We start from the raw sequence: 18,367 nt of genomic DNA, 5'->3' as shown, positions 1-18,367 counted from the left end.
AAATTTAGAGCCCCGGTTTTGATTCAATCGCGCGTCTTATTCGAAGCTGAAAACGCGATTCCAGTCGTTCTTCATACTGATGACTGTCCAGCCATTCTTCTTCGCCTCGGCGTCGAGTGCCGCAGTGAAGGTCCCGAACTTGCTGTTGGGCAAGCCGCGCGCCGGGCCGTAGGCGTATTCGCGGGCTGCATCGTCGTGCAGCACCAGCATCATCAACCGCGCGCCGTCGCCGGCTCCGGTATATTCCAGCATCTCGCGGTCACCGTCCGAGTTGCCAAAGGCCGCGTTCGGACGACGGCCGATCATCAGATGAATGCCTTCGGGTTTGCCGGCCTTGTCGTCGTTCAAAAGTAGCTTTGGCTCCTTGGTCAGAAACGGCTTGCCCTCCTTGTCGTAGCCGAACTTCGTGCCGCCCATGCTGCCGACCACCTGTTCGGGAGGGATGCCATAGACGCGCTGCGAATAGACGCGCACAAAATCCTGGCCGCCGCCGGTCACAATATAGGTCTTGAAGCCGCTGGTTCGCAGATACTGCAAGACCTCGAGCATCGGCTGATAAGTCAACTCGGTGTAGAGGCGCTTCCAGCGCGGATGCGTGGCGGTATCCAGCCAGTTTTTGACGTCGGCTTCAAATTCCTCGACCGGCATGCCAGTCAGGGTCGCGGCGAGAATTGTCTCAAGGTCATGCCTCGACAGCTTGGCCATCGCTTCCCGATCGCCGGACAGCACGGTCTTGAACGGTTCGATTCCCTTGAGTTCGGGCTTTTTTTCCACCAGCGCCGAAACGCGGTCCAGGCAATACGTCACTTGCGCGTAGATAGGATGCTCAACCCAGAGCGTGCCGTCTTGATCGAAGGTGGCGATGCGATCCTCGGGCGGCACGAATTTCGAGCTTCCCTGATCGGTAGTGGCGCGTACAAAGTCGAGGATTGCCTGTTTCGCCGCGCCTTCGTTCCAGGAGGCGAGCGGTGCGTTTGGCGTCGTCTGCGCTTTGACTGGCGAGGAAGACAGTGTTGAGGACAGAAATGGCAATAAGATGAGGTTTAAAGCCAGAGTGCGACGGTCAATTCCAGGCGACGGGTCGTCGGACTTCATGGCAGTTCTCCGATATATGAGCCTCGCAACTGCAAACGGCGGGATTTGAAAGGTGGCGCCAATAGTGTGATCAAAGGCCTCGTCGAGGGAAATTTCGTCGAAGGCGACCCGACGCGCTATGCGCCTTCGGCAGATTTCCAGGCGTCACGCGATCGTGTCTGTTGTCAGCGGGAAAATTTCCGCCTCGTCCCGAAAGCGCCGAAATCGAACCAGGGCCCGGGCCATAGGCGTTGCATTTGGCTGGATGACATGGCCAAGCTGGTCTTCGGATTGAACCAGCTCCTGGATGGTTGTTCGACCACCAGGAATTTACGCCCGGCCAACCCACGTCATCCCGGCTACATTAGGCGAACCGCGTTTCGCGCCCTCAGGGGACAAGGAGCACCTTGCCGACGTTGCGTCGATCCTGGATGAAGTGGTGCGCTTTCGGAGCATCATCAAACCTGAAGCTCGCCGCCACCTTCGGTTTGACGACACCGCGTGCCGCAAGCTCCATGATTGCTTCGCCCCACCCGCGCAAGCGATCGATCTCGTCCCACAAATGGCCGACATTTACGCCAAATACGCCCTTGTTCGCGTTCATGAGACCAAGCGGATTGAACTGAAACCACGGTGTAGTGGCGAGCATGGAAAGCATGGACAAGATATTACGCTCCTTGCCGCTCGCGAGCGAAGAAACGCCGAACATCCCCAGCCGGCCGGTAGGGGCAAGCACACGGTATCCTTTTTTCCAGGACTCGCCGCCGACCGCGTCGAGGATCAGCTCGACGCCGCGACCGCCGGTGATTTCGCGGGTCCGCTTCTCGAAATCCTCGGTCCGGTAGTCGATGAGATGGTCGACGCCCAGGCTGCGCATTTCGTCGTGCTTTCCGGCCGATGCAGTGCCGATTACGCGCGCCCCGATATGCTTCGCGATCTGCGTCGCGGCGATGCCAACCCCGCCGCCCACTGAGTGGACGAGTACGGTCTCATCGGCCTTGAGTGCTCCCATGACCACGACAAGCTGCCAGGCGGTAAAGTAGTTCACTGGAATGGCGGCACCCTCGAGTGCCGACAGCCCGGCCGGTTGCGGGAATACTTGCTTCACGGGTACGCATACCACGTCGGCATATCCGCCAAAACGGGTCATCGCAATGACGTCTCGACCGATCCAGCTCTCGTCGACGCCAGAGGCGACAGCGTCAATCCGACCGCTGACTTCGTAGCCAGGCACAACCGGCATGGGCGGCAAATCCGGATACACGCCCATGCGCCCCATGATGTCGGCGAAATTGACCCCGCTCGCCTCGACGCGGATGCGGACCTCTCCCGCCTTCGGCGCAGGATCGGCGGCTTCCTTGACTTGCAGCACCTCCGGAGGGCCTGCGCGGGTGATCCAGATCTGTCGCACGACAAGTGCTCCCTCGCTTGGGCGTGCCTCAATCTACGGCCGGCACTTCAATCTAACAATATTCGCAAAACGGCAATTTCTGAACCGGCAAGTCGGTGATGGGTCAACAGCGCCGAGTTGTCTAGCGCCCGGCCACCTCCGGTCCATCCCTGACATCAGACACATCAGAGAAGCTGGCTCTCGTCAGTATGGGCCACGAGCAGAAGTCGATATCAGCGTTGCCTTTAGTCCGCTGTACCCCTCATGGGCGACCTGCGGTCAAACGCCAGGCGTCACGGGTTGACCGACCTGCCGGCTCGCTGCCGGTCTGACCCGCCACCGCGAGCCTGCGCGTTGAAACACCTTGCTCAGAACCGCGATGCAGCTTTAAATTGATATATAATTCCTTTGCAGGTGTCGCGTTCAATGGATTTTGGATGGGTTTTTATCAGGGGCTCGTTCGCAGGGCTTTACGCGTGCCTTCTGCTTGGTCATGGCGCATTTGCGCAAGGCAGTATGGATTGGAAGTCCTGCAAACCGGGTAATGACGTTCCCGAGGTTCGCGCGATCGCCGACTGCACCGAACTGATCAACGCCGGCAGTTTGAGTGAGGTAGATCGCGCTCAGGCCTACTATCGGCGCGGGGCCGCATATTGGCGAAAAGAAGGTTATGCGGATGCCATTGCCGATGAAAGCAAAGCGATCGAGCTAGACGCGAAATTCGCAGATGCCTACGTGAGGCGAGGCGCCGCCTATTTTGGTACTGGAGACAATAAAAGCGCTATCGCTGATCTTACCAAAGCGATCGAGTTGGATCCCGACAGCAAACGAGCCTATATCGACCGGAGTTCAGCACGGTATAGGGAAAGGGATGCCGGCGGCGCGCTCACTGATGCAAATAAGGCTGTTGAGATTGATCCCGGCTTTCCTACTGCCCACTTCGTCCTGGCCAACGCCTACAGTCTAAGCCAGGAACAATCGAAAGCATCCGCCGAACTCGATAAGCTGATGAAGATCGCACCGAAAGTTGGTTTTGATGGGTTCAAAGTCCGGGGATTTGTCTTCGAGCAGAAGTCTGATTTTAGCGGCGCGATCGCCGACTACACCCGCTGGGCCGCGATAGATCCGCAAAGCGCCTTGCCTTATGCAGCTCGTGCAAATGCGCGCCAGCATAACCATGCAAATGATGCCGCCATTGCGGATGCAACAAGATCGATCGAAATTGATCCGACTTTCGGACGGGCTTACCGGATTCGCGGGTTGGCCCGCGTTGAAAAAAGCGAACTTAGTGGCGCGATAGCAGACTACACATCGGCCATCCAAATAGATCCACGTTTGCCCGCAAACTACCGCCTTCGAGCGAAGGCCTACCAATTGACGGGAAAATTTGATGAAGCGATCGCAGACCTTTCGAAGTTGATCGAATTGAACGGCAAGGATGTTGATGCCTATCGGCACCGTCGCAGCGTGTACTTGCTCAAGCACGACAATGATGCAGCCCTTGCCGACGACGAAAGGGCTAGAGAGCTGACCTGGCAGGGCAGCGGGGTTGGGCCGTACAAAACTTCTCCGCTGAAAGGGCCTCTGCTTACGATCATTCAACAGCAAAAGCCCTGGCTCTACCGACCCTGCTCCCCTATTGGTTCTGGACCAAACGGTCTGCTGCCGACGGTTTGCGCGTCGTCGCACCCCAAATGATCTAACGCGTCACGTCTGATTTGCTCTGGCTGTCCAGCCTTCGCTGCGAAAATATTTCGCTTAACCCGTCGGGCAAATCAATCCTAAAGCTTCGCCCGTCTCGCCCGAAAGAGGGACGTTGGCCATCGTCACGAACGTTGGGCGAGATGCGGTGGACGTTTTTATGCCTGAAGACGAACGGCGCAAAAACGGACGGCGAAGTCGTGTGGTCTTGACGCCTCGACGCTGGCGTTAACCGGCCGATGATGCTGACGCATCACGGCGGGGACGGTGACAAAAAAGCCCGATCGCCGGAGAGAGCACGGAATAAGCCGTTAAAACCATTCGCGCAGGGACTGCCGGAATGCTTCGGCCAACCTGTGGTGACTAACTCGTGTGCTTTCTACTCTTTGCGCACGAGGCCGCGGGCGCGCTGAGCGCCCGGCATTCTCTGCGCCCTCAGTCTTCGAGAGGGACATGCCGTTGCCAACCTCGGACGCTATCCGCGCCGCGAGATTGTGAGCGCGTATCTAAATCTCAGGCGCCGCGCCAATCGGCGGTCCGCCGGGCGGCCGGTGCAGGTAAGTAATCGATACAAATGCGCCGAGCCATGAACCGATCGCTGCAAACGCGACATAAATCCAGTTCTCCGTATAGGAGATCACGGCGTAGGAGGAGAGCAGGTACCAGATGCTGCTCCAGGTCGCCGCGGGCACACGCTTTTGCGCCACCACGGCTGACGTAAACATGACATAGACCGCGTCGGTTAAGGCAGTCGCAAGCAAGACGCCCCCGGCAGTCAATGGGTCGATCGCAGCCATTGCGGTTCCTTCCATGTTAGGACAGAGCAGTGAGATCTAAAGAAGAGCAACCGTCATGCAAAGCCCGAAACAAATCCTGGCCGACCTCTGGACCTCTGTCGACGGCGATCCTGCCGCGCTCGATGCCGTCTCACTATCGGGCGAAGAGCCGCAACTGCCGTCGTCGTTTCGTGTCGCGGCGGCAGCGCAGGTGGGCATTGCCGCGGCTGGACTGGCCGCAACCCGGATCTGGAAATTACGCAGCGGGCAGGGGCAGGATATCGCGGTCGATATGCGCCACGCCGTCGTCGAATGCCGCAGCGAGCGTTACCTTCGCGTCGAAGGCACGCCGCCACCGCCGGTGTGGGACGCGATTGCGGGCGTCTACAAGACACGCGATCGGCGCTTTGTCCGTCTGCATACCAATTTTCCCCATCACCGCGATGCCGTATGCCGCGTTTTGAGCTGCAAGGCCGAACGCGAGGCGGTTCAAGCTGCCTTGATGCAATGGGACGCCGAGGCGTTCGAGACTGCGGCGTATCAAGCCGGCGGCGTGGTCTCGATGATGCGCTCCTATGACGAGTGGTCGGCAATGCCGCACGCCAAAGCGCTGGCCGCCCTGCCTGTCATCTCGATCGAGAAAATCGGCGATGCCGTGCCGAAGCCTTGGCCTTCAGGCGACCAGCCGCTTGCTGGGTTGCGCGTGCTCGACCTGTCGCGCGTGATTGCGGGGCCCGTCGCCGGCCGCACGCTTGCGGTGCATGGCGCCGATGTGCTGCTGGTGTCGGGGCCTGATCTTCCGGCGATCCCGTGGCTCACGATCGATACCGGCCGCGGCAAACTCTCGGCCTTCCTCGACCTCAAGACGGGCGAGGGCCGCGACAGACTGAAGGAGTTGCTCGCAGAGGCCGATATCTTTTCGCAAGGCTACCGTCCGCAGGCGCTTGCCCATCTCGGTTTTTCGCCGGAGGAGGCAGCAAAGATCAATCCCGGCATCATCTATGTTTCGCTTTCCGCCTACGGCCATGTCGGGCCATGGTCGGAGCACCGGGGCTTCGATTCGCTGGTGCAGACGTCGACGGGATTCAACCACGCCGAAGGGCAGGCTGCCGGCATCGACGGTCCGAAGGAATTGCCGGCGCAGATTCTGGATCATGCCACCGGTTACCTGATGGCGTTCGGCGCCATGATGGCGAAAGCGCGCCAGTCGCGCGAGGGCGGCAGTTGGCATGTCCTGATATCGCTGGCGCAGACCGGACGATGGATCTGGAATCTCGGCCGCGTCCCCGACGGGCTCAAGACGGAAGATCTGAAGGCGGAGGCGATCAAGCCCTTCGTCGAGCCGTCGCCATCCGGTTTCGGGCCGCTGCAGGCGATCCGTCACGCCGCGCGGTTGTCGCGGACGCCGGCCTTCTGGTCGCGGCCGGCCGTGCCGCTCGGCAGTCATCCGCCGCAATGGCCGGCGCGATGAGTTATGGGCGCACGCCCACAATCTCTGCCCACTCCGTTTGTGGTTGACGTGCTCCGACGCGCCGCCCTTGATTGCCGGCCAGGGAGAAACGCCGGAGTTCATGATGCGGACCGCAGAGCAGCACAGCCAGCTTCAAGGCCAACCTGGGACCTCCGATCAGATCTTGAGTGAAATACGCGATTATTGCCGGGCAACGCAGACGGCAGAGTCCACGTTCGGGCGGCTTGTCGTCAATGACGGCAAACTGGTGTCGCGGCTTCGCGACGGGGCCAAGATTACCACGGGCACGCTCGACAAGGTCCGCAGCTACCTGTCCGAGCATCGCAGCACCGCCTTGCCGTTGCCTGGCGGAGTACCGGTACAGCCGAAGCCCGGCAACGGAGCCTTGGTGCCGACCGAGGCGGCGCCTTCAGGTTTCCGCTTCTTCGACAATCGCCAGAAGTACCTTCTCTTCGTATCCACCTGTAGCGAGAAGACCGACGTCGCAAACCGGATTTCGCTCGAACTGGGCGGATTACAGCCGACGCCTCCCGCGCTTCGGATCTTTGACGCAGGCGTGGGCGATGGCACCGTGCTGTCGCGCGTGATGCGCGCGCTGCACGCCCGCTTTCCCACCATGCCGCTCTATGCCGTCGCGAAGGAAATCAGCTACGAGGACGTCCGGCTGATGCTCGAGAAGATGGCGGATCGTCTGTTCGAACATCCCGCCACTGTGCTCGTCGTTACCAATCTTTATTATGCCGAAGCGCCATGGTTGACACCGCGCTCGGCGACCGCGGCGCAAAGCTTGATCTGGAAAGATGTCGCGCTGTCGGGCAACACCGCGCACGGTTTTGCCGAGCAGATCAGGCAGCTGGAGGGATTTCTCGCCGAGAACTGGCGTGCTGGAATCAGCCAGACCACCGGCAATCCGGTTTACGCCCGGCCGATCGTGCTCACGCTGCGGCGGGAAGATCACTCGTTCCTGCTCGATCCAATCATGCCGCGGCCCGGCCGGGTGATGGCCGATTACGATCTTGTTATCGCGTCGCAGCCTTACCGGGCGCGGGCCAGCGTCGAGTTCAAGGCATCGAAGGTGATCGGTCCGCTGGCCCGGTCTCTACGGCCGGGTGGCCGGCTGATTGGCATCCATTCGCATGGCAACGATCCGGGGATGGAAATCATCGATGGTGTCTGGCCCGGAGACAATCCCTTCACGTCGGACCGTCATGCCCTTCTGCGGCAGGTCAAGCACGAGCTTGGCGCGGCAGCCCGGCACTACAATTTCAATGCTTCCTCCGACGCGCGCTCGATCTTCCGCTATCACATGCATACGCTTCCGGACGAAGTGAGCGGGCCGATCGGAACCTCCACGCTGTTTGCGGCCTGGAATGCGGCGATCTATGTCGCGCAGATCGAGGACGACAGGTTGTCGGAGGTGGTTCGCGACGGGCGTTACCTCGAGGCCACCGACCGCGTCCTGAAAAAGCACGGCGGCTTGTGGTTCAACGACGAGACTTACGTGATCTCGCGCCGCCGCGCCCCGGCCTGATTTTCGAAGGACCGCATGATGACGGTATCGGATCACGCCATCTCCAGCGAATTCGCGGCGCTCGTATCGGCGGCCTCCGTCGAGATATCATCGGACGGACGTCAGCTGCCGGCGCTACAGGACAATTTCGACCGCGGCACCAGTGTGACGATCACGTTCCTGCCGGGCGACAACTACCGCCGCAACATCGAAACGGCGGCTGCACTGCGCCGTGCTGGCTTTAACCCCGTTCCCCACATCGCTGCGCGGGAGATGGCTTCGCGCGAGGCGTTCGGCGATTTTCTGGAGCGCGCGCGCGGGGAGGCAAATGTCACGCGCATTCTGGTCATCGCAGGCGACGTTGCGGCACCAAAGGGGCCGTTCAGGTCGAGCCTCGACGTGTGCCACAGCGGATTGATCGAGACGCACGGGATCACATCCGTGAATATTGCGGGCCATCCCGAAGGTCATCCGTATCTCGCGCCGCATAACGCTTTCAAGGCGCTCGTTGAATGGCGGGACTGGGGTCGCCGGGCCGGCGTCAGGGTCGAAGTCATGACGCAGTTCTGTTTCGAGAGCGCACCGATCCTTGGATGGATCGGCGAGCTCGAGGCGCATGGCGGCGGACTTCCCGTCATCGTCGGCGTTGCGGGGCCGGCGACGCCGGCGACCTTGATCAAATTTGCGCTTCGTTGCGGCATCGGCAATTCGATCAGGTCGATGCGGAACCAGATCGGCCGTTTCGGCCGCCTGTTGACCGATGCCGGGCCAGACGAAGTCGTCTGCGGACTACAGGCAGGCTTTGACAAATCGAAGGGGTCGATCGCCGCGCTCCATCTGTTTCCGTTCGGCGGACTGCGCAAAGCCGGCGAATGGCGGCGCAGTTTTGCCCAACAGGCGCCGCGCCTGACGGAGCACGCGGCGCCGGCCGGCGATCCTCAGAATCCGTAGAGCCGGGCCGGATTGTCGACCAGGATCTTCTTGCGCGTAGCGGCATCCGGCGCCCAGACGGCGAGCTGGTTGAGCACGCGGCCGTCGTCGATCTGGTAGAGCGGGTTCAAGTCGGTGGCCTTCTTGCCTGGCGGTGTCACCGAATCCGGGTGCGGCCAGTCCGTGCCCCATACCAGGCGATCCGGGTTCGCGGCGATCAGTGCCTTCGCAAACGGCACGGCATCGGGATAGTCGGGCGCCTTGTTCGACAGGCGATATGCGCCGGAGATCTTCACATAGGCCTTGCCGCTCTTCACGGCCTCGACCAGTTCTGCCCAGCCGGGCTGTTCGAGACCCTTCGCTGCCTCCGCGCCGCCGAAGTGATCGAACACCACGGGCACAGGAGACGAGGCAAGGACATCCGTGATGTTCTTGAGCAGCGGAAGGATGGTGTAAACTTGGACGTGCCAGCCGCGGCCCTTCACGCGATCGATCGCACCCTCCAGGCGCTTGCGGCCGACCGACGGATCGTTGGTGCCGCCGGTGGCCAGGTTGACGCGGATGCCTTTGATGCCGGCCTTGCCCATCGCATCGAGATCACTTTCCGAGGTCTTGTCGTCGATCACCGCCACGCCGCGCGCCGTGTTGCCGCGGTATTTCATGCCTTCGAGCGTCGCCCGGTTGTCGGTGCCGTAGACGCTCGGCGTCACGATCACGACGCGCTCGATGCCGAGCGCCTTGTGCAGCGCCGCCATTTCCTCCGGCGTGGCGGGCTCTGGCGTATAAACGCGCCCCGAGAAGAACGGATATTTCTCCGGCAGGTGGATGTGGGTGTGGCAGTCACAGGCGTGGGCCGGAACTTCGAAACTCACTTTGGTTGATGGCTGCGATGCCTTGGCGAACGCTGTCCGATTTTGCATCGCGACGCCTGCGGCAACGGATGCGAGCAGAAGGTCTCGTCGATTAAGCATGGTCGTCTCCTCTTTTGCTGTTGTTGATTATTCGGCGGCGCTTGGCTCCGGCACGGCGGCGGGAACGCCCGACGCGCGCGCGGCAAGGAAGGTGATGACGGCCGCCATCAGCGAACAGGCGGCGAGGAAATAAAGTCCGGCGCTGAAGCTCTTGGTGGATTCCCTGACCCAGCCGACGACGAAGGGGCCGAAATAGCCGCCGAGATTGCCGATGGCGTTGATCATGGCGATCGCGCCTGCCGCAGCCGTTCCGGTCAGGAAGAGTGAAGGCATCGGCCAGAACGCCACGCGCGAGCCGTAGATACCGACGGTGGCGGCCGCCATTCCAAGCAACGCCCAATAAGATGTGCCGCACCATCCGGCAAAAGCGAGCCCGAGCGCGCCCAGCGTCGAGGCGACGATCAGGTGCCAGCGCCGCTCCTTGTTGCGGTCCGACGACCAGCCCCAGGCGATCAAGCCCACGGTGCCGACAAAATACGGCAGCGAGGAAACGACGCCGGTCATCATGTTGGAAAGGCCCATGGCCTTGACGATCTGCGGCATGAAGAAAACGATGCCGTAGTTTGCGGTCACGCTCATAAGATAAATCAACGACAGCGCAACGACGCGGGGGTCGGCGAGCGCCTTTGTCCATGTCAGATGGCCGGCGCCCGCGACTTCGCGGCTTTCGGCCGCCAGCCGCGCCTGCAACCAGCCTCTTTCGTCTTCGGCGAGCCAATCGGCGTGCTCAGGCCGGTCCGTCATGTTGCGCAAGATGAAGAGCCCGAGCAGCACGGCGGGCACGGCTTCGATGACGAAAATCCACTGCCAGCCCTTCAGTCCGAGCATGCCATGCATGCCGAGAATGGCGGCAGAGGCGATCGACGAAACGGCGTTGGCAAGCGGTTGTGCGATAAAGAGAGTCGAGATGACGCGGCCGCGATATTGGGCCGGAAACCAGTAGGTGAGATAGAGGATCATGCCTGGGAAGAAGCCGGCTTCCGCCGCCCCCAGCAAAAAGCGGACAATCAGGAAGCTGGTGGAACCGGTGACGAGAGCGGTGAGGCCGGAGATGATCCCCCACGTGATCATGATCCGCGCTATCCAGATTCGCGCACCGATCTTCTCCAGAATGAGGTTGCTCGGAATCTCGAACAGGAAGTAGCCGAAGAAAAAGATTCCGGCGCCCCAGCCATAGAGGTAAGCGCTGATGCCGAGATCCTTGTTCATGGTCAGCGCAGCGAACGAGATGTTGCTGCGGTCGATATAGGCGATGCAGTAGGCGACGGCGACCAGAGGCAACAGCCGCCAGGAAACCTTTGCGATCGTCTGTCGCTCGATTGCTGTTGTGGCTTCCGCCGCCGCCATGAAATTTCCTCCTGCTCCGTACCTGGTTTCTTTGGCTAGTCTGCCCGCTGCGATATGATACGAATTTCAGAACCGGGACACTAGATATCAGCCCTTTTCGGCCGCTAGCACCTTGCGGACGGCGGGCCGTTCGGCCATGCGGTCGCGATGCGCCTTGACTTTGGCAAAGCGCGCGGGGTCGACGCTGTCGCTTTCCATCCAGTTCGCGATTGTAAACAGATAAGGGTCGCAGATCGTATAGGTGTCACCCATCACCCAGGGTCCCCTGATCATCTTGTTCTCGATCAGCTCGAAGCAGGCGCCGACGGTTTCCGGCACTTTGCGCTTCAGGGCCTCGATCGCTGTGGGATCGTCGACCCATCGCGTGCCGCGCATGCGATGGGCATGGGCGACGTGAACGGTCGAACAGAGGTAGCTGTTGAAAGCCTGCACCTCGGCAAAGCCGAAGGGATCATCGACCGGCGCCAGTCTTGCTTTGGGAAAGCGCTGGGCGATGTAGGCGAGCATCGCCGGTGTCTCGGTCAGAATACCCCGGTCAGTCACCAGCGCGGGGACGCGTCCCTTCGGGTTGATGGCGAGATATTCCGGCGAATATTGTTCGCGGGTCGCGAAGTTGAGCTTGACGGTCGAATATTGTGCGCCGGCCTCTTCCAATGCGATATGGGAAGCCAGTGCACAGGTGCCCGTTGCGTAATACAATTTCATCGTCGTGACCTCCGAACAGAATACTGGCGCTCGTCCACTTCTCGGACAGCTTGCCATTGACAAAACCGTTATCGCAGCCGAACGAACAGAGAAAGCGATATGTCGCATCTCGCCATTGCGGCACGCGGGTAGCGCTCAGCGTCCGGGCGGCTCTGAAGGAAGATAGATGCCAAAGCTGTTTTCCGATCCCGAGGCGATTGCGGAAGACATCGTCCGTGACGTCGGGACCAATCTTGTGGTCGGTTTGCCGCTCGGCCTCGGCAAGGCCAACCATGTCGTCAATGCGCTCTACGCGCGCGCGGTCGCGGATCGCTCCATCCGCCTCACCTTGTTCTCGGCGCTGACGCTGGAGAAGCCGCGGCCGTCCAATCTGCTCGAGCGGCGCTTTATTTCGCCCGTCATCGATCGGCTGTTTGGCGGCTACCCGGACCTCGCTTACGCCGATGCGCTGCGGGCCAACCAATTGCCCCCCAACGTCGAGGTGATCGAATTCTTCTTTCTGGCGGGGAGGTGGCTGCACGTCCCGTTCGCGCAGCAGCACTATATCTCCGCGAATTACACCCATGCTGCGTCCTATCTGCTCGCGCGGGGCCTCAATGTCGTTGCTCAGCTCGTCGCAAAGCGCGTGGTCGACGGCGTCGCTCGCTATAGCCTGAGCTGCAATACCGATACGACGCTCGATGTGCTGCGGGCGCGTGCCGAGGGACGTGCATCCTTCAGGCTGATCGGGCAAGTCAATTCCGAATTGCCCTTCATGCCCGGCGCCGGCGATCTGGCGGCCGAAGAATTCAGCGCGGTGCTTGAGAGCCCGGAAACCGATTTTCCCCTGTTCGCACCGCCGTCCGAGCCAGTCACAGACACCAAGTACGCGATCGGCTTGCATGCGGCCGGCCTCGTTCGCGATGGCGGCAGTTTGCAGATCGGCATCGGCCAGGTCGGCGATGCGCTGGCGCAAGGTCTGATCCTGCGCCATCGCGACGGCGTGCGGTTCAAGGAGACCATGACGCGGCTCGCGCCGGCCGCGCCGCCGTCGGAAACCGCCCACTTCGAAAAGGGACTCTACGGCGTCAGCGAAATGGTGTTCGAGGCCTTCATCGGCCTGATCGACGCCGGCATCATCAAGCGCGAGGTGGACGGCGTCCTGCTCCACGGCGCATTTTTCCTGGGCCCAAAATCGTTTTATCGTGCCTTGCGCGAGATGACGGGCGAGCAGATCGCGCGCATCCAGATGACGGCGGTGTCGTTCACCAACGAACTCTACGGCGAAGAAGAAAGCAAACGCCGCGCCCGTGTCGATGCGCGCTTCGTCAACAATGCGATGATGGTGACCTTGCTTGGCGCGGCGATATCCGACGGCCTCGACAATGGGCAGGTCGTGAGCGGTGTCGGCGGGCAATATAACTTCGTGGCGCAGGCCTTTGCGCTGGCCGGCGCGCGCTCGGTCCTGACCGTCGAGGCGACCCGGTGGGCGGGCCGCCGGCTGGAATCCAACATTCGCTGGAACTACGGCCACGAGACCATTCCGCGGCACCTGCGTGATGTCGTCGTCAGCGAGTACGGCGTCGCTGATCTCCGCGGCAAATCCGACGCCGAGGTGATCGCGGCAATGTTGCAGGTCACGGATTCCCGTTTTCAGGACGAACTGACCCGTCTGGCGAAAGATGCGGGCAAACTGCCGGCGGGTTTTCAAATTCCGCGTGCTTTCCGCGAAAACTATCCGGAGCGGATTGCGGAGGCGTTGCGGCCGGCGCGGCAGGCGGGTTTGCTTCCGTCATTTCCGTTCGGCAGCGATTTCACGGATGTCGAGCAGCGCCTGATTCCGGCTTTGCAATTTCTGCAAGAGATGCAGCGCTCGCCGCAGCGTTTGCCCGGCCTGGTATGGCGGGGATGGCGGCAGCCGTTTCAACGCGCCGACGCCGAATGTCTCGCGAGATTGGGACTGGATAAACCTTCGACCTGGCAGGAACGGCTTTATCGGGCGCTGCTGATCGCAGCCTTGGCGCGGAAGCCGAAAGGTTGATAGCCGAGCCGTGATTGCGAGCCAACGGGTCGCGCGAACGCGCGCCCGGTGACAGCCTCCGCGATTTCGCCTATCAGCGCCTACAGATTCACTTGTCAAATAGCAGCGTATCTCCTGGATACAGCTTCGCGATCTCGCGGCATATCTGCCCGAGTTTTGGTTTGGATACCTTGCCCTCGAGGTCAGGGCGCAGGGAATGCCGGGCGCTCCAACCGCACCCGCAGCCTCGTGGGCAAAAGTAAAAAGCACACGAGTTAGTCACCACGGTTGCGCCGGTTCGCCCGGCATTCCCCGCGCAATGGCTTTAGCGGTTTCCTCCGCGCTCTCCTCGGTGACCGGGCTTGTTTGCCACCGTCCCCGCGCAATGCGCAAGCATTGTCGCGAGTTGACGCCAGCGTCGGGGCGTCGGGACCACACGGCTTCGCCGTCCGCTTTGGCGCTGCTCGTCTCGCTGCGCCTTCCGCGTCCATCGCATCCCGCCCCGCGTTCGTGACGATCGCGAGCCGCCCCTTTGTGGGACGGGACCGAATCGCAATAATCCTGCTTCTACCCCGGCGTCAAGTTAAATTCGGATAATCCGAAATAGATCGGACGGCCGGAACGTTTGTAGAGGCCAATTTCAATGGAAGCGGTTGTAAGAACCCCGCTAGATCGCGCATGATTTAGTGATTCAGCGTCGAAATTGCGTGAGACATGGCCTCTTCCGGACAGACAGACCTTTTCCAAGCTGGCAAACAATCTGAACTGTTCGGCGAGGATTCTCCCACGCCGGAATATCGCGGCGATCCTGACTCGGCGCGCGCCGAACTTTACAGGATTTTGGCCGAAGCCCGCGCGGCGGAGCGGTTTCCCTGGGAGCCCAGGACCGTTCTGCTTTACCGGACGATCTTTCCGCAGATGACCAACTGGCTGCCCGACGACGAAGGTGCGCAATTGCGCTTTGAGTTCGAAATAGAAATCAGGCGGCTAGAGGCGGCCTGAACGGTCCAGCAACGAAGAAAGATGGATTGCTTCGTCGCGCTGCTCCCTTGCGCAAAAGCTTCGCGTTTGTCGCAGGCAATGACGGTTCTTGTTCTCGCTTATCCGCAAGGACAAGCTATCTGTTCTTGTTCACGGGCTTCCGCTTTTCGATGAAGGCCGCCATGCCTTCGGAACGGTCCTCCAGCGCGAAGGTGGAGCGGAACAGGTCGCGCTCGACCTGAAGCCCTTCGGAAAGCGGGGTTTCGAACGCGCGGTTGATGGCGCGCTTGGCCATTTCCACCGCCGGATGCGACATCTCGGCGATCTTTTCCGCGATTCCCAGCACTTCGCTCATCAGCCTGTCGGCGGGAACGATGCGGCTGACGAGGCCGGAACGTTCCGCCTCGGTGGCGTCCATCATCCGCCCGGTCAGGCAAAGATCCATCGCCTTGGACTTGCCGATCGCGCGCGTCAGCCGCTGTGTGCCCCCGATGCCGGGAATGGTGCCAAGCGTGATTTCCGGCTGGCCGAATTTTGCGGTGTCGGAAGCGATGATGATGTCGCACATCATCGCGAGTTCGCAGCCGCCGCCGAGCGCATAACCGCTCACAGCGGCAATCGTCGGCTTGCGGCAGGTGGCAACGCGGTCGCCACCAATCGCGATGAAGTCGCTGGAAAACATCTCGACGAAGCCTTTCGGCTGCATCTCCTTGATGTCGGCGCCGGCGGCGAACGCCTTTTCATTGCCGGTCAGGACGATGCATCCGACGCCGTCGTTCGCCTCGAGCTCGTCGACGGCAGTTGCGATTTCGCGAAATACGCCGAAGGACAATGCATTGAGCATCTTCGGGCGGTTGAGCGTGATCAAACCAACCTTGCCCCTGGTCTCGACGATAATGTGTTCGAATGTCTTCATGATCCGCACTCCGTATCCTGCATTGGCCTGCAAATGTGCCTGCTGAAGGAATGCGCTTCAAGTAGGCGCAGTTCGATGCGGATCTGGCCAGACAGCCGGTCCGGCCAGAATCCTACTTTGACGCATCGATATCAGGTAATGAACATGCGCGCGGCCGAGGCCATGGTCAGCAATGCGCCAAATCCGATGAAGATCTTCCCGATCAGGGAGGTCTGATCCCAGGCCGAGCTTTGGCCGGTCATCGTCGTTGCGGATGGGGGCGGCGAACTCGCTGCCATGGCGACTGTCGACGTGCCTTCCTGCAGGGTCCGGTCGATATCGTTCAGCTGATCAGAGGCGACCACCACGGTCCCATTGTCAGCGCTTGCAGTGTCGGTTGTCGTCGGCGGCACGTCGGTTCCCGGCGGTATTGCCGCGGCAGCACTGATCTGCACGCCGGCGAGCAGCATCTGGGCATTGGCGTTGGCGATCGACGGCGGGATATCGGCCAACGGCCTGTTGTCGCCCGTGGTCGTAGCGACCCCCGTTACGATCGCTTTCTTGTCCTCGACCTTTTTGTCATCGACGTTCTTGTCATCGTCGGACTTCGCGATCGTATGGAGCCTGCGGTGCGCGGAGTGTCCGCGGTGGTGCCAAGCGTGTTTGGTGGTCTTTTGGAGGGTCGCAGGCGCGGCGGCGTGGCTGTCCGGCGTTGCGCCGGCTGCGGAATCGCCGCCGTCCGTCGCCTTGACCGGACTTGCGAGCAGCACAAGGAGTCCGGCGGCTGCGATCAAGGCCGAGCGTCCGCTGGCTCTGATGATCATTGGCAATCTCCCCGTTTTGCCAGTCCAGCTAGTGTCGCTAGTGTCCCGGTTCTGACATTCCCTATCGCGGCGGCCACCTTTACGGATGTCAGAACGTCAGTGTCGCTACACGAGGAAAAAGACCGCCTGCTATGTCCGTAGCGGGGCAAAAAATGGGAATCTTCGGACAAGTCCGGGCGAAAGCGCGGCAGGCCCATTGAATTAGCCCTGATTCATCAGGTCCTGCCAGAGGTGCAGAATATGGTATGAGCCGGAGCGCGTGAATCACGTGAGGCGATTCCGGCCGGCTTGTGGCCTAATCACGATTTCGTGACTGGCGCCTGCGGGCGTAACAATTTGAAAAAGCGACCGAATTGAAGTTGGGAGCGCGCGTGCGCGAAAGTGGTGACGAGTGGACTGGCCTGATGCGGTTGGCCATTTCAGGCGACAGCGCCGCATATCATCGCCTGCTCAGGGCGGTCACTCCGGTATTGAGGGCCGGGGCTCGCCGCGGGCTAACGCGGGCCGGCCAACCGGTCGATCAATCCGAGGACGTCGTGCAGGATATTTTGCTCGCGGTACATCTGAAACGGCATACCTGGGACGTCAACGCGCCGTTCGCGCCCTGGCTGTTTGCGATTGCCCGCAACAAGCTGATCGATGCGCTACGGCGCCGGGGCCGGCGGGTTTTCGTCAATATCGACGATTTTGCCGAGACCATTCCGGACCAACCCGCCGCCGAGACTGCTTCCACCAACGAGGTTGCAACTCTGCTGAAAACTCTTCCTCCGCGTCAGCGCGAGGTCTTGCAATCGATCGCGGTAGAGAGCGCCTCGATCAGGGAAACCGCGACGAAGTTCGCCATGAGCGAAGGAGCGGTGCGCGTGGCGTTGCATCGCGCGCTCGCGGGCCTCACCGCCAAATTGCGGGAGGGCTAAGGATGGAAACCGAACAGCTCATTCGAACGCTCGCCGCCGACAATCCGCACCGCGTCCGTCCGGTTGGATTTGTGCTGGCGCTCGCGCTGCTGGCCGCGGCACCGGTTTCGCTCGCGATGTTCTTGATAACGCTCGGCGTTCGTCCGGATGTGATGACGGCGATGCATAATCCGTTTTTCGATCTGAAGTTCCTGATCACATTGGCGCTGGCGATCTCGGCCATCGCAGTCGGCTTGCATCTTTCGCGGCCGGAAGCCTCGCTCAGGGATCGCGGATGGCTGCTGTTGATTCCCATCGGAATCGTTGCCGCCGGGATCGCGGGCGAAATGATGATGCCGCAGCGGTTGCCGATGATGACGCGGCTGATCGGACATAATTCGCGGGTCTGCACGCTCGCCATTCCGCTGCTCTCGCTGCCGCTTCTGGCGGGGACGCTGATCGGATTACGCCATGGCGCGCCGGCGCGACCGGCGCTGGCCGGTGCTATGGCAGGGCTGATCTCGGCAGGCTTCGCGGCGACGCTCTATGCGTCGCACTGCACCGACGACTCGCCGCTGTTCGTGGTGACCTGGTACACGATCGCGACCGCGATCGTGACCGCGGCTGGCGCGTTGATCGGCGCGAAGGTGCTCAGGTTCTAGAGCGTTTTCGAGCGAAGTGGGAAGCGGTTCGCGTGAAGAAAACGCGTCAAAACAAGAATCTAGAGCCTGGTTTTGATTCAATCAAAACCAGATAGGCTCTAGCTGTGGAGCCTCAAGAGGTTGTCCCCGGTCAGACCGAGACGGCTGATAGGTGGTTTGCACTTTAGGCTGCAATGCGGCCGGTGCCAATTGTATCGATGTAGCCACTCTGGCAGATGTCGGGCTCTGTCATCTG

The 18,367-nt window shown here is 61.1% G+C and carries 16 protein-coding genes and 1 pseudogene; 8 read left to right on the top strand and 9 right to left on the bottom strand.

Features of this window, described 5'->3' with window-relative positions:
• Positions 1-36 precede the first annotated feature (36 nt).
• Entirely contained in the window at positions 37-1,095 is a 1,059-nt protein-coding gene (locus M6D32_RS00780; protein WP_298252385.1) for an HAD family hydrolase, read from the bottom strand.
• Between the two features lie 367 nt (positions 1,096-1,462).
• Positions 1,463-2,485: a medium chain dehydrogenase/reductase family protein gene (locus M6D32_RS00775; RefSeq protein ID WP_298252383.1), complete on the bottom strand. Its 1,023-nt coding sequence runs from the start codon at positions 2,483-2,485 to the stop codon at positions 1,463-1,465.
• A gap of 405 nt (positions 2,486-2,890) precedes the next feature.
• On the opposite strand from M6D32_RS00775, the gene M6D32_RS00770 reads away from it, so the two are divergent.
• Positions 2,891-4,162, top strand: coding sequence for a tetratricopeptide repeat protein (locus M6D32_RS00770; protein ID WP_298252381.1), 1,272 nt, complete (start codon positions 2,891-2,893; stop codon positions 4,160-4,162).
• Between the two features lie 509 nt (positions 4,163-4,671).
• Here M6D32_RS00770 and M6D32_RS00765 read toward each other — a convergent pair.
• Positions 4,672-4,962 carry a hypothetical protein gene (locus M6D32_RS00765; protein ID WP_298252379.1) on the bottom strand — a complete coding sequence of 97 codons (291 nt, stop codon included), beginning with the start codon at positions 4,960-4,962 and terminating at the stop codon, positions 4,672-4,674.
• Positions 4,963-5,017: 55 nt separating this feature from the next.
• Here M6D32_RS00765 and M6D32_RS00760 point away from each other — a divergent pair, with 55 nt between their 5' ends.
• The 3 genes from M6D32_RS00760 to M6D32_RS00750 all read left to right on the top strand — a co-directional run bounded on the left by M6D32_RS00760 (position 5,018) and on the right by M6D32_RS00750 (position 8,873).
• The gene (locus tag M6D32_RS00760) at positions 5,018-6,412 is read left to right on the top strand and encodes a CoA transferase (protein ID WP_298252377.1); all 1,395 of its coding nucleotides are present in this window, start codon (positions 5,018-5,020) and stop codon (positions 6,410-6,412) included.
• A gap of 103 nt (positions 6,413-6,515) precedes the next feature.
• On the top strand, positions 6,516-7,943 hold the full coding sequence (locus tag M6D32_RS00755; RefSeq protein WP_298252375.1) for a hypothetical protein: 1,428 nt from the start codon (positions 6,516-6,518) through the stop codon (positions 7,941-7,943).
• A gap of 18 nt (positions 7,944-7,961) precedes the next feature.
• Entirely contained in the window at positions 7,962-8,873 is a 912-nt protein-coding gene (locus M6D32_RS00750; protein WP_298252373.1) for a hypothetical protein, read from the top strand.
• Here M6D32_RS00750 and M6D32_RS00745 read toward each other — a convergent pair.
• The 3 genes from M6D32_RS00745 to M6D32_RS00735 form a co-directional block, all read right to left on the bottom strand.
• Positions 8,861-9,823 (bottom strand): amidohydrolase family protein, encoded by a 963-nt coding sequence (locus tag M6D32_RS00745; RefSeq protein WP_298252371.1) that lies wholly within the window; start codon positions 9,821-9,823, stop codon positions 8,861-8,863. The two genes, M6D32_RS00750 and M6D32_RS00745, sit on opposite strands and share 13 nt — an antisense overlap.
• Positions 9,824-9,850: 27 nt before the next feature.
• Entirely contained in the window at positions 9,851-11,170 is a 1,320-nt protein-coding gene (locus tag M6D32_RS00740; protein ID WP_298252369.1) for an MFS transporter, read from the bottom strand.
• Between the two features lie 87 nt (positions 11,171-11,257).
• A complete protein-coding gene (locus tag M6D32_RS00735) occupies positions 11,258-11,875 on the bottom strand; it encodes a glutathione S-transferase N-terminal domain-containing protein (protein WP_298252367.1) in 618 nt (205 codons plus the stop codon).
• Positions 11,876-12,041: 166 nt separating this feature from the next.
• Between M6D32_RS00735 and M6D32_RS00730 the strand changes: the two genes are divergently transcribed.
• Both M6D32_RS00730 and M6D32_RS00725 read left to right on the top strand, forming a co-directional pair.
• The gene (locus M6D32_RS00730) at positions 12,042-13,895 is read left to right on the top strand and encodes an acetyl-CoA hydrolase/transferase C-terminal domain-containing protein (protein WP_298252365.1); all 1,854 of its coding nucleotides are present in this window, start codon (positions 12,042-12,044) and stop codon (positions 13,893-13,895) included.
• A gap of 693 nt (positions 13,896-14,588) precedes the next feature.
• On the top strand, positions 14,589-14,876 hold the full coding sequence (locus tag M6D32_RS00725; RefSeq protein ID WP_298252363.1) for a hypothetical protein: 288 nt from the start codon (positions 14,589-14,591) through the stop codon (positions 14,874-14,876).
• Positions 14,877-14,991: 115 nt separating this feature from the next.
• Here the strand turns inward: M6D32_RS00725 and M6D32_RS00720 are convergent, their stop codons facing one another.
• Both M6D32_RS00720 and M6D32_RS00715 read right to left on the bottom strand, forming a co-directional pair.
• The gene (locus M6D32_RS00720; protein ID WP_298252361.1) at positions 14,992-15,771 is read right to left on the bottom strand and encodes an enoyl-CoA hydratase; all 780 of its coding nucleotides are present in this window, start codon (positions 15,769-15,771) and stop codon (positions 14,992-14,994) included.
• 131 nt (positions 15,772-15,902) lie between these two features.
• Positions 15,903-16,574, bottom strand: coding sequence for a hypothetical protein (locus M6D32_RS00715; RefSeq protein ID WP_298252359.1), 672 nt, complete (start codon positions 16,572-16,574; stop codon positions 15,903-15,905).
• 371 nt (positions 16,575-16,945) lie between these two features.
• On the opposite strand from M6D32_RS00715, the gene M6D32_RS00710 reads away from it, so the two are divergent.
• Together M6D32_RS00710 and M6D32_RS00705 are read left to right on the top strand one after the other, a co-directional pair.
• The gene (locus M6D32_RS00710; RefSeq protein WP_298252357.1) at positions 16,946-17,491 is read left to right on the top strand and encodes a sigma-70 family RNA polymerase sigma factor; all 546 of its coding nucleotides are present in this window, start codon (positions 16,946-16,948) and stop codon (positions 17,489-17,491) included.
• 2 nt (positions 17,492-17,493) lie between these two features.
• Complete coding sequence (locus M6D32_RS00705) at positions 17,494-18,132, top strand: DUF1109 domain-containing protein (protein WP_298252355.1); 639 nt, start codon at positions 17,494-17,496, stop codon at positions 18,130-18,132.
• Between the two features lie 98 nt (positions 18,133-18,230).
• On the opposite strand, the pseudogene M6D32_RS00700 reads toward M6D32_RS00705, so the two are convergent.
• A pseudogene (locus M6D32_RS00700) lies at positions 18,231-18,367 on the bottom strand (integrase core domain-containing protein); the annotation flags it as partial.

This window comes from Bradyrhizobium sp., from assembly GCF_027307225.1.
GTDB lineage: Bacteria > Pseudomonadota > Alphaproteobacteria > Rhizobiales > Xanthobacteraceae > Bradyrhizobium.
Note: the sequence above shows the minus strand (reverse complement) of the source record. Positions and strands in the feature narration are given on the sequence as shown.

What these genes read in the sequence shown, in the direction of transcription:
- M6D32_RS00745 (WP_298252371.1), bottom strand. Translation starts at nt 9,823, where the DNA reads ATGCTTAATCGACGAGACCTTCTGCTCGCATCCGTTGCCGCAGGCGTC.
- M6D32_RS00780 (WP_298252385.1), bottom strand. Translation starts at nt 1,095, where the DNA reads ATGAAGTCCGACGACCCGTCGCCTGGAATTGACCGTCGCACTCTGGCT.
- M6D32_RS00770 (WP_298252381.1), top strand. Translation starts at nt 2,891, where the DNA reads ATGGATTTTGGATGGGTTTTTATCAGGGGCTCGTTCGCAGGGCTTTAC.
- M6D32_RS00735 (WP_298252367.1), bottom strand. Translation starts at nt 11,875, where the DNA reads ATGAAATTGTATTACGCAACGGGCACCTGTGCACTGGCTTCCCATATC.
- M6D32_RS00730 (WP_298252365.1), top strand. Translation starts at nt 12,042, where the DNA reads ATGCCAAAGCTGTTTTCCGATCCCGAGGCGATTGCGGAAGACATCGTC.
- M6D32_RS00705 (WP_298252355.1), top strand. Translation starts at nt 17,494, where the DNA reads ATGGAAACCGAACAGCTCATTCGAACGCTCGCCGCCGACAATCCGCAC.
- M6D32_RS00750 (WP_298252373.1), top strand. Translation starts at nt 7,962, where the DNA reads ATGACGGTATCGGATCACGCCATCTCCAGCGAATTCGCGGCGCTCGTA.
- M6D32_RS00760 (WP_298252377.1), top strand. Translation starts at nt 5,018, where the DNA reads ATGCAAAGCCCGAAACAAATCCTGGCCGACCTCTGGACCTCTGTCGAC.
- M6D32_RS00740 (WP_298252369.1), bottom strand. Translation starts at nt 11,170, where the DNA reads ATGGCGGCGGCGGAAGCCACAACAGCAATCGAGCGACAGACGATCGCA.
- M6D32_RS00765 (WP_298252379.1), bottom strand. Translation starts at nt 4,962, where the DNA reads ATGGCTGCGATCGACCCATTGACTGCCGGGGGCGTCTTGCTTGCGACT.
- M6D32_RS00715 (WP_298252359.1), bottom strand. Translation starts at nt 16,574, where the DNA reads ATGATCATCAGAGCCAGCGGACGCTCGGCCTTGATCGCAGCCGCCGGA.
- M6D32_RS00720 (WP_298252361.1), bottom strand. Translation starts at nt 15,771, where the DNA reads ATGAAGACATTCGAACACATTATCGTCGAGACCAGGGGCAAGGTTGGT.
- M6D32_RS00755 (WP_298252375.1), top strand. Translation starts at nt 6,516, where the DNA reads ATGCGGACCGCAGAGCAGCACAGCCAGCTTCAAGGCCAACCTGGGACC.
- M6D32_RS00725 (WP_298252363.1), top strand. Translation starts at nt 14,589, where the DNA reads ATGGCCTCTTCCGGACAGACAGACCTTTTCCAAGCTGGCAAACAATCT.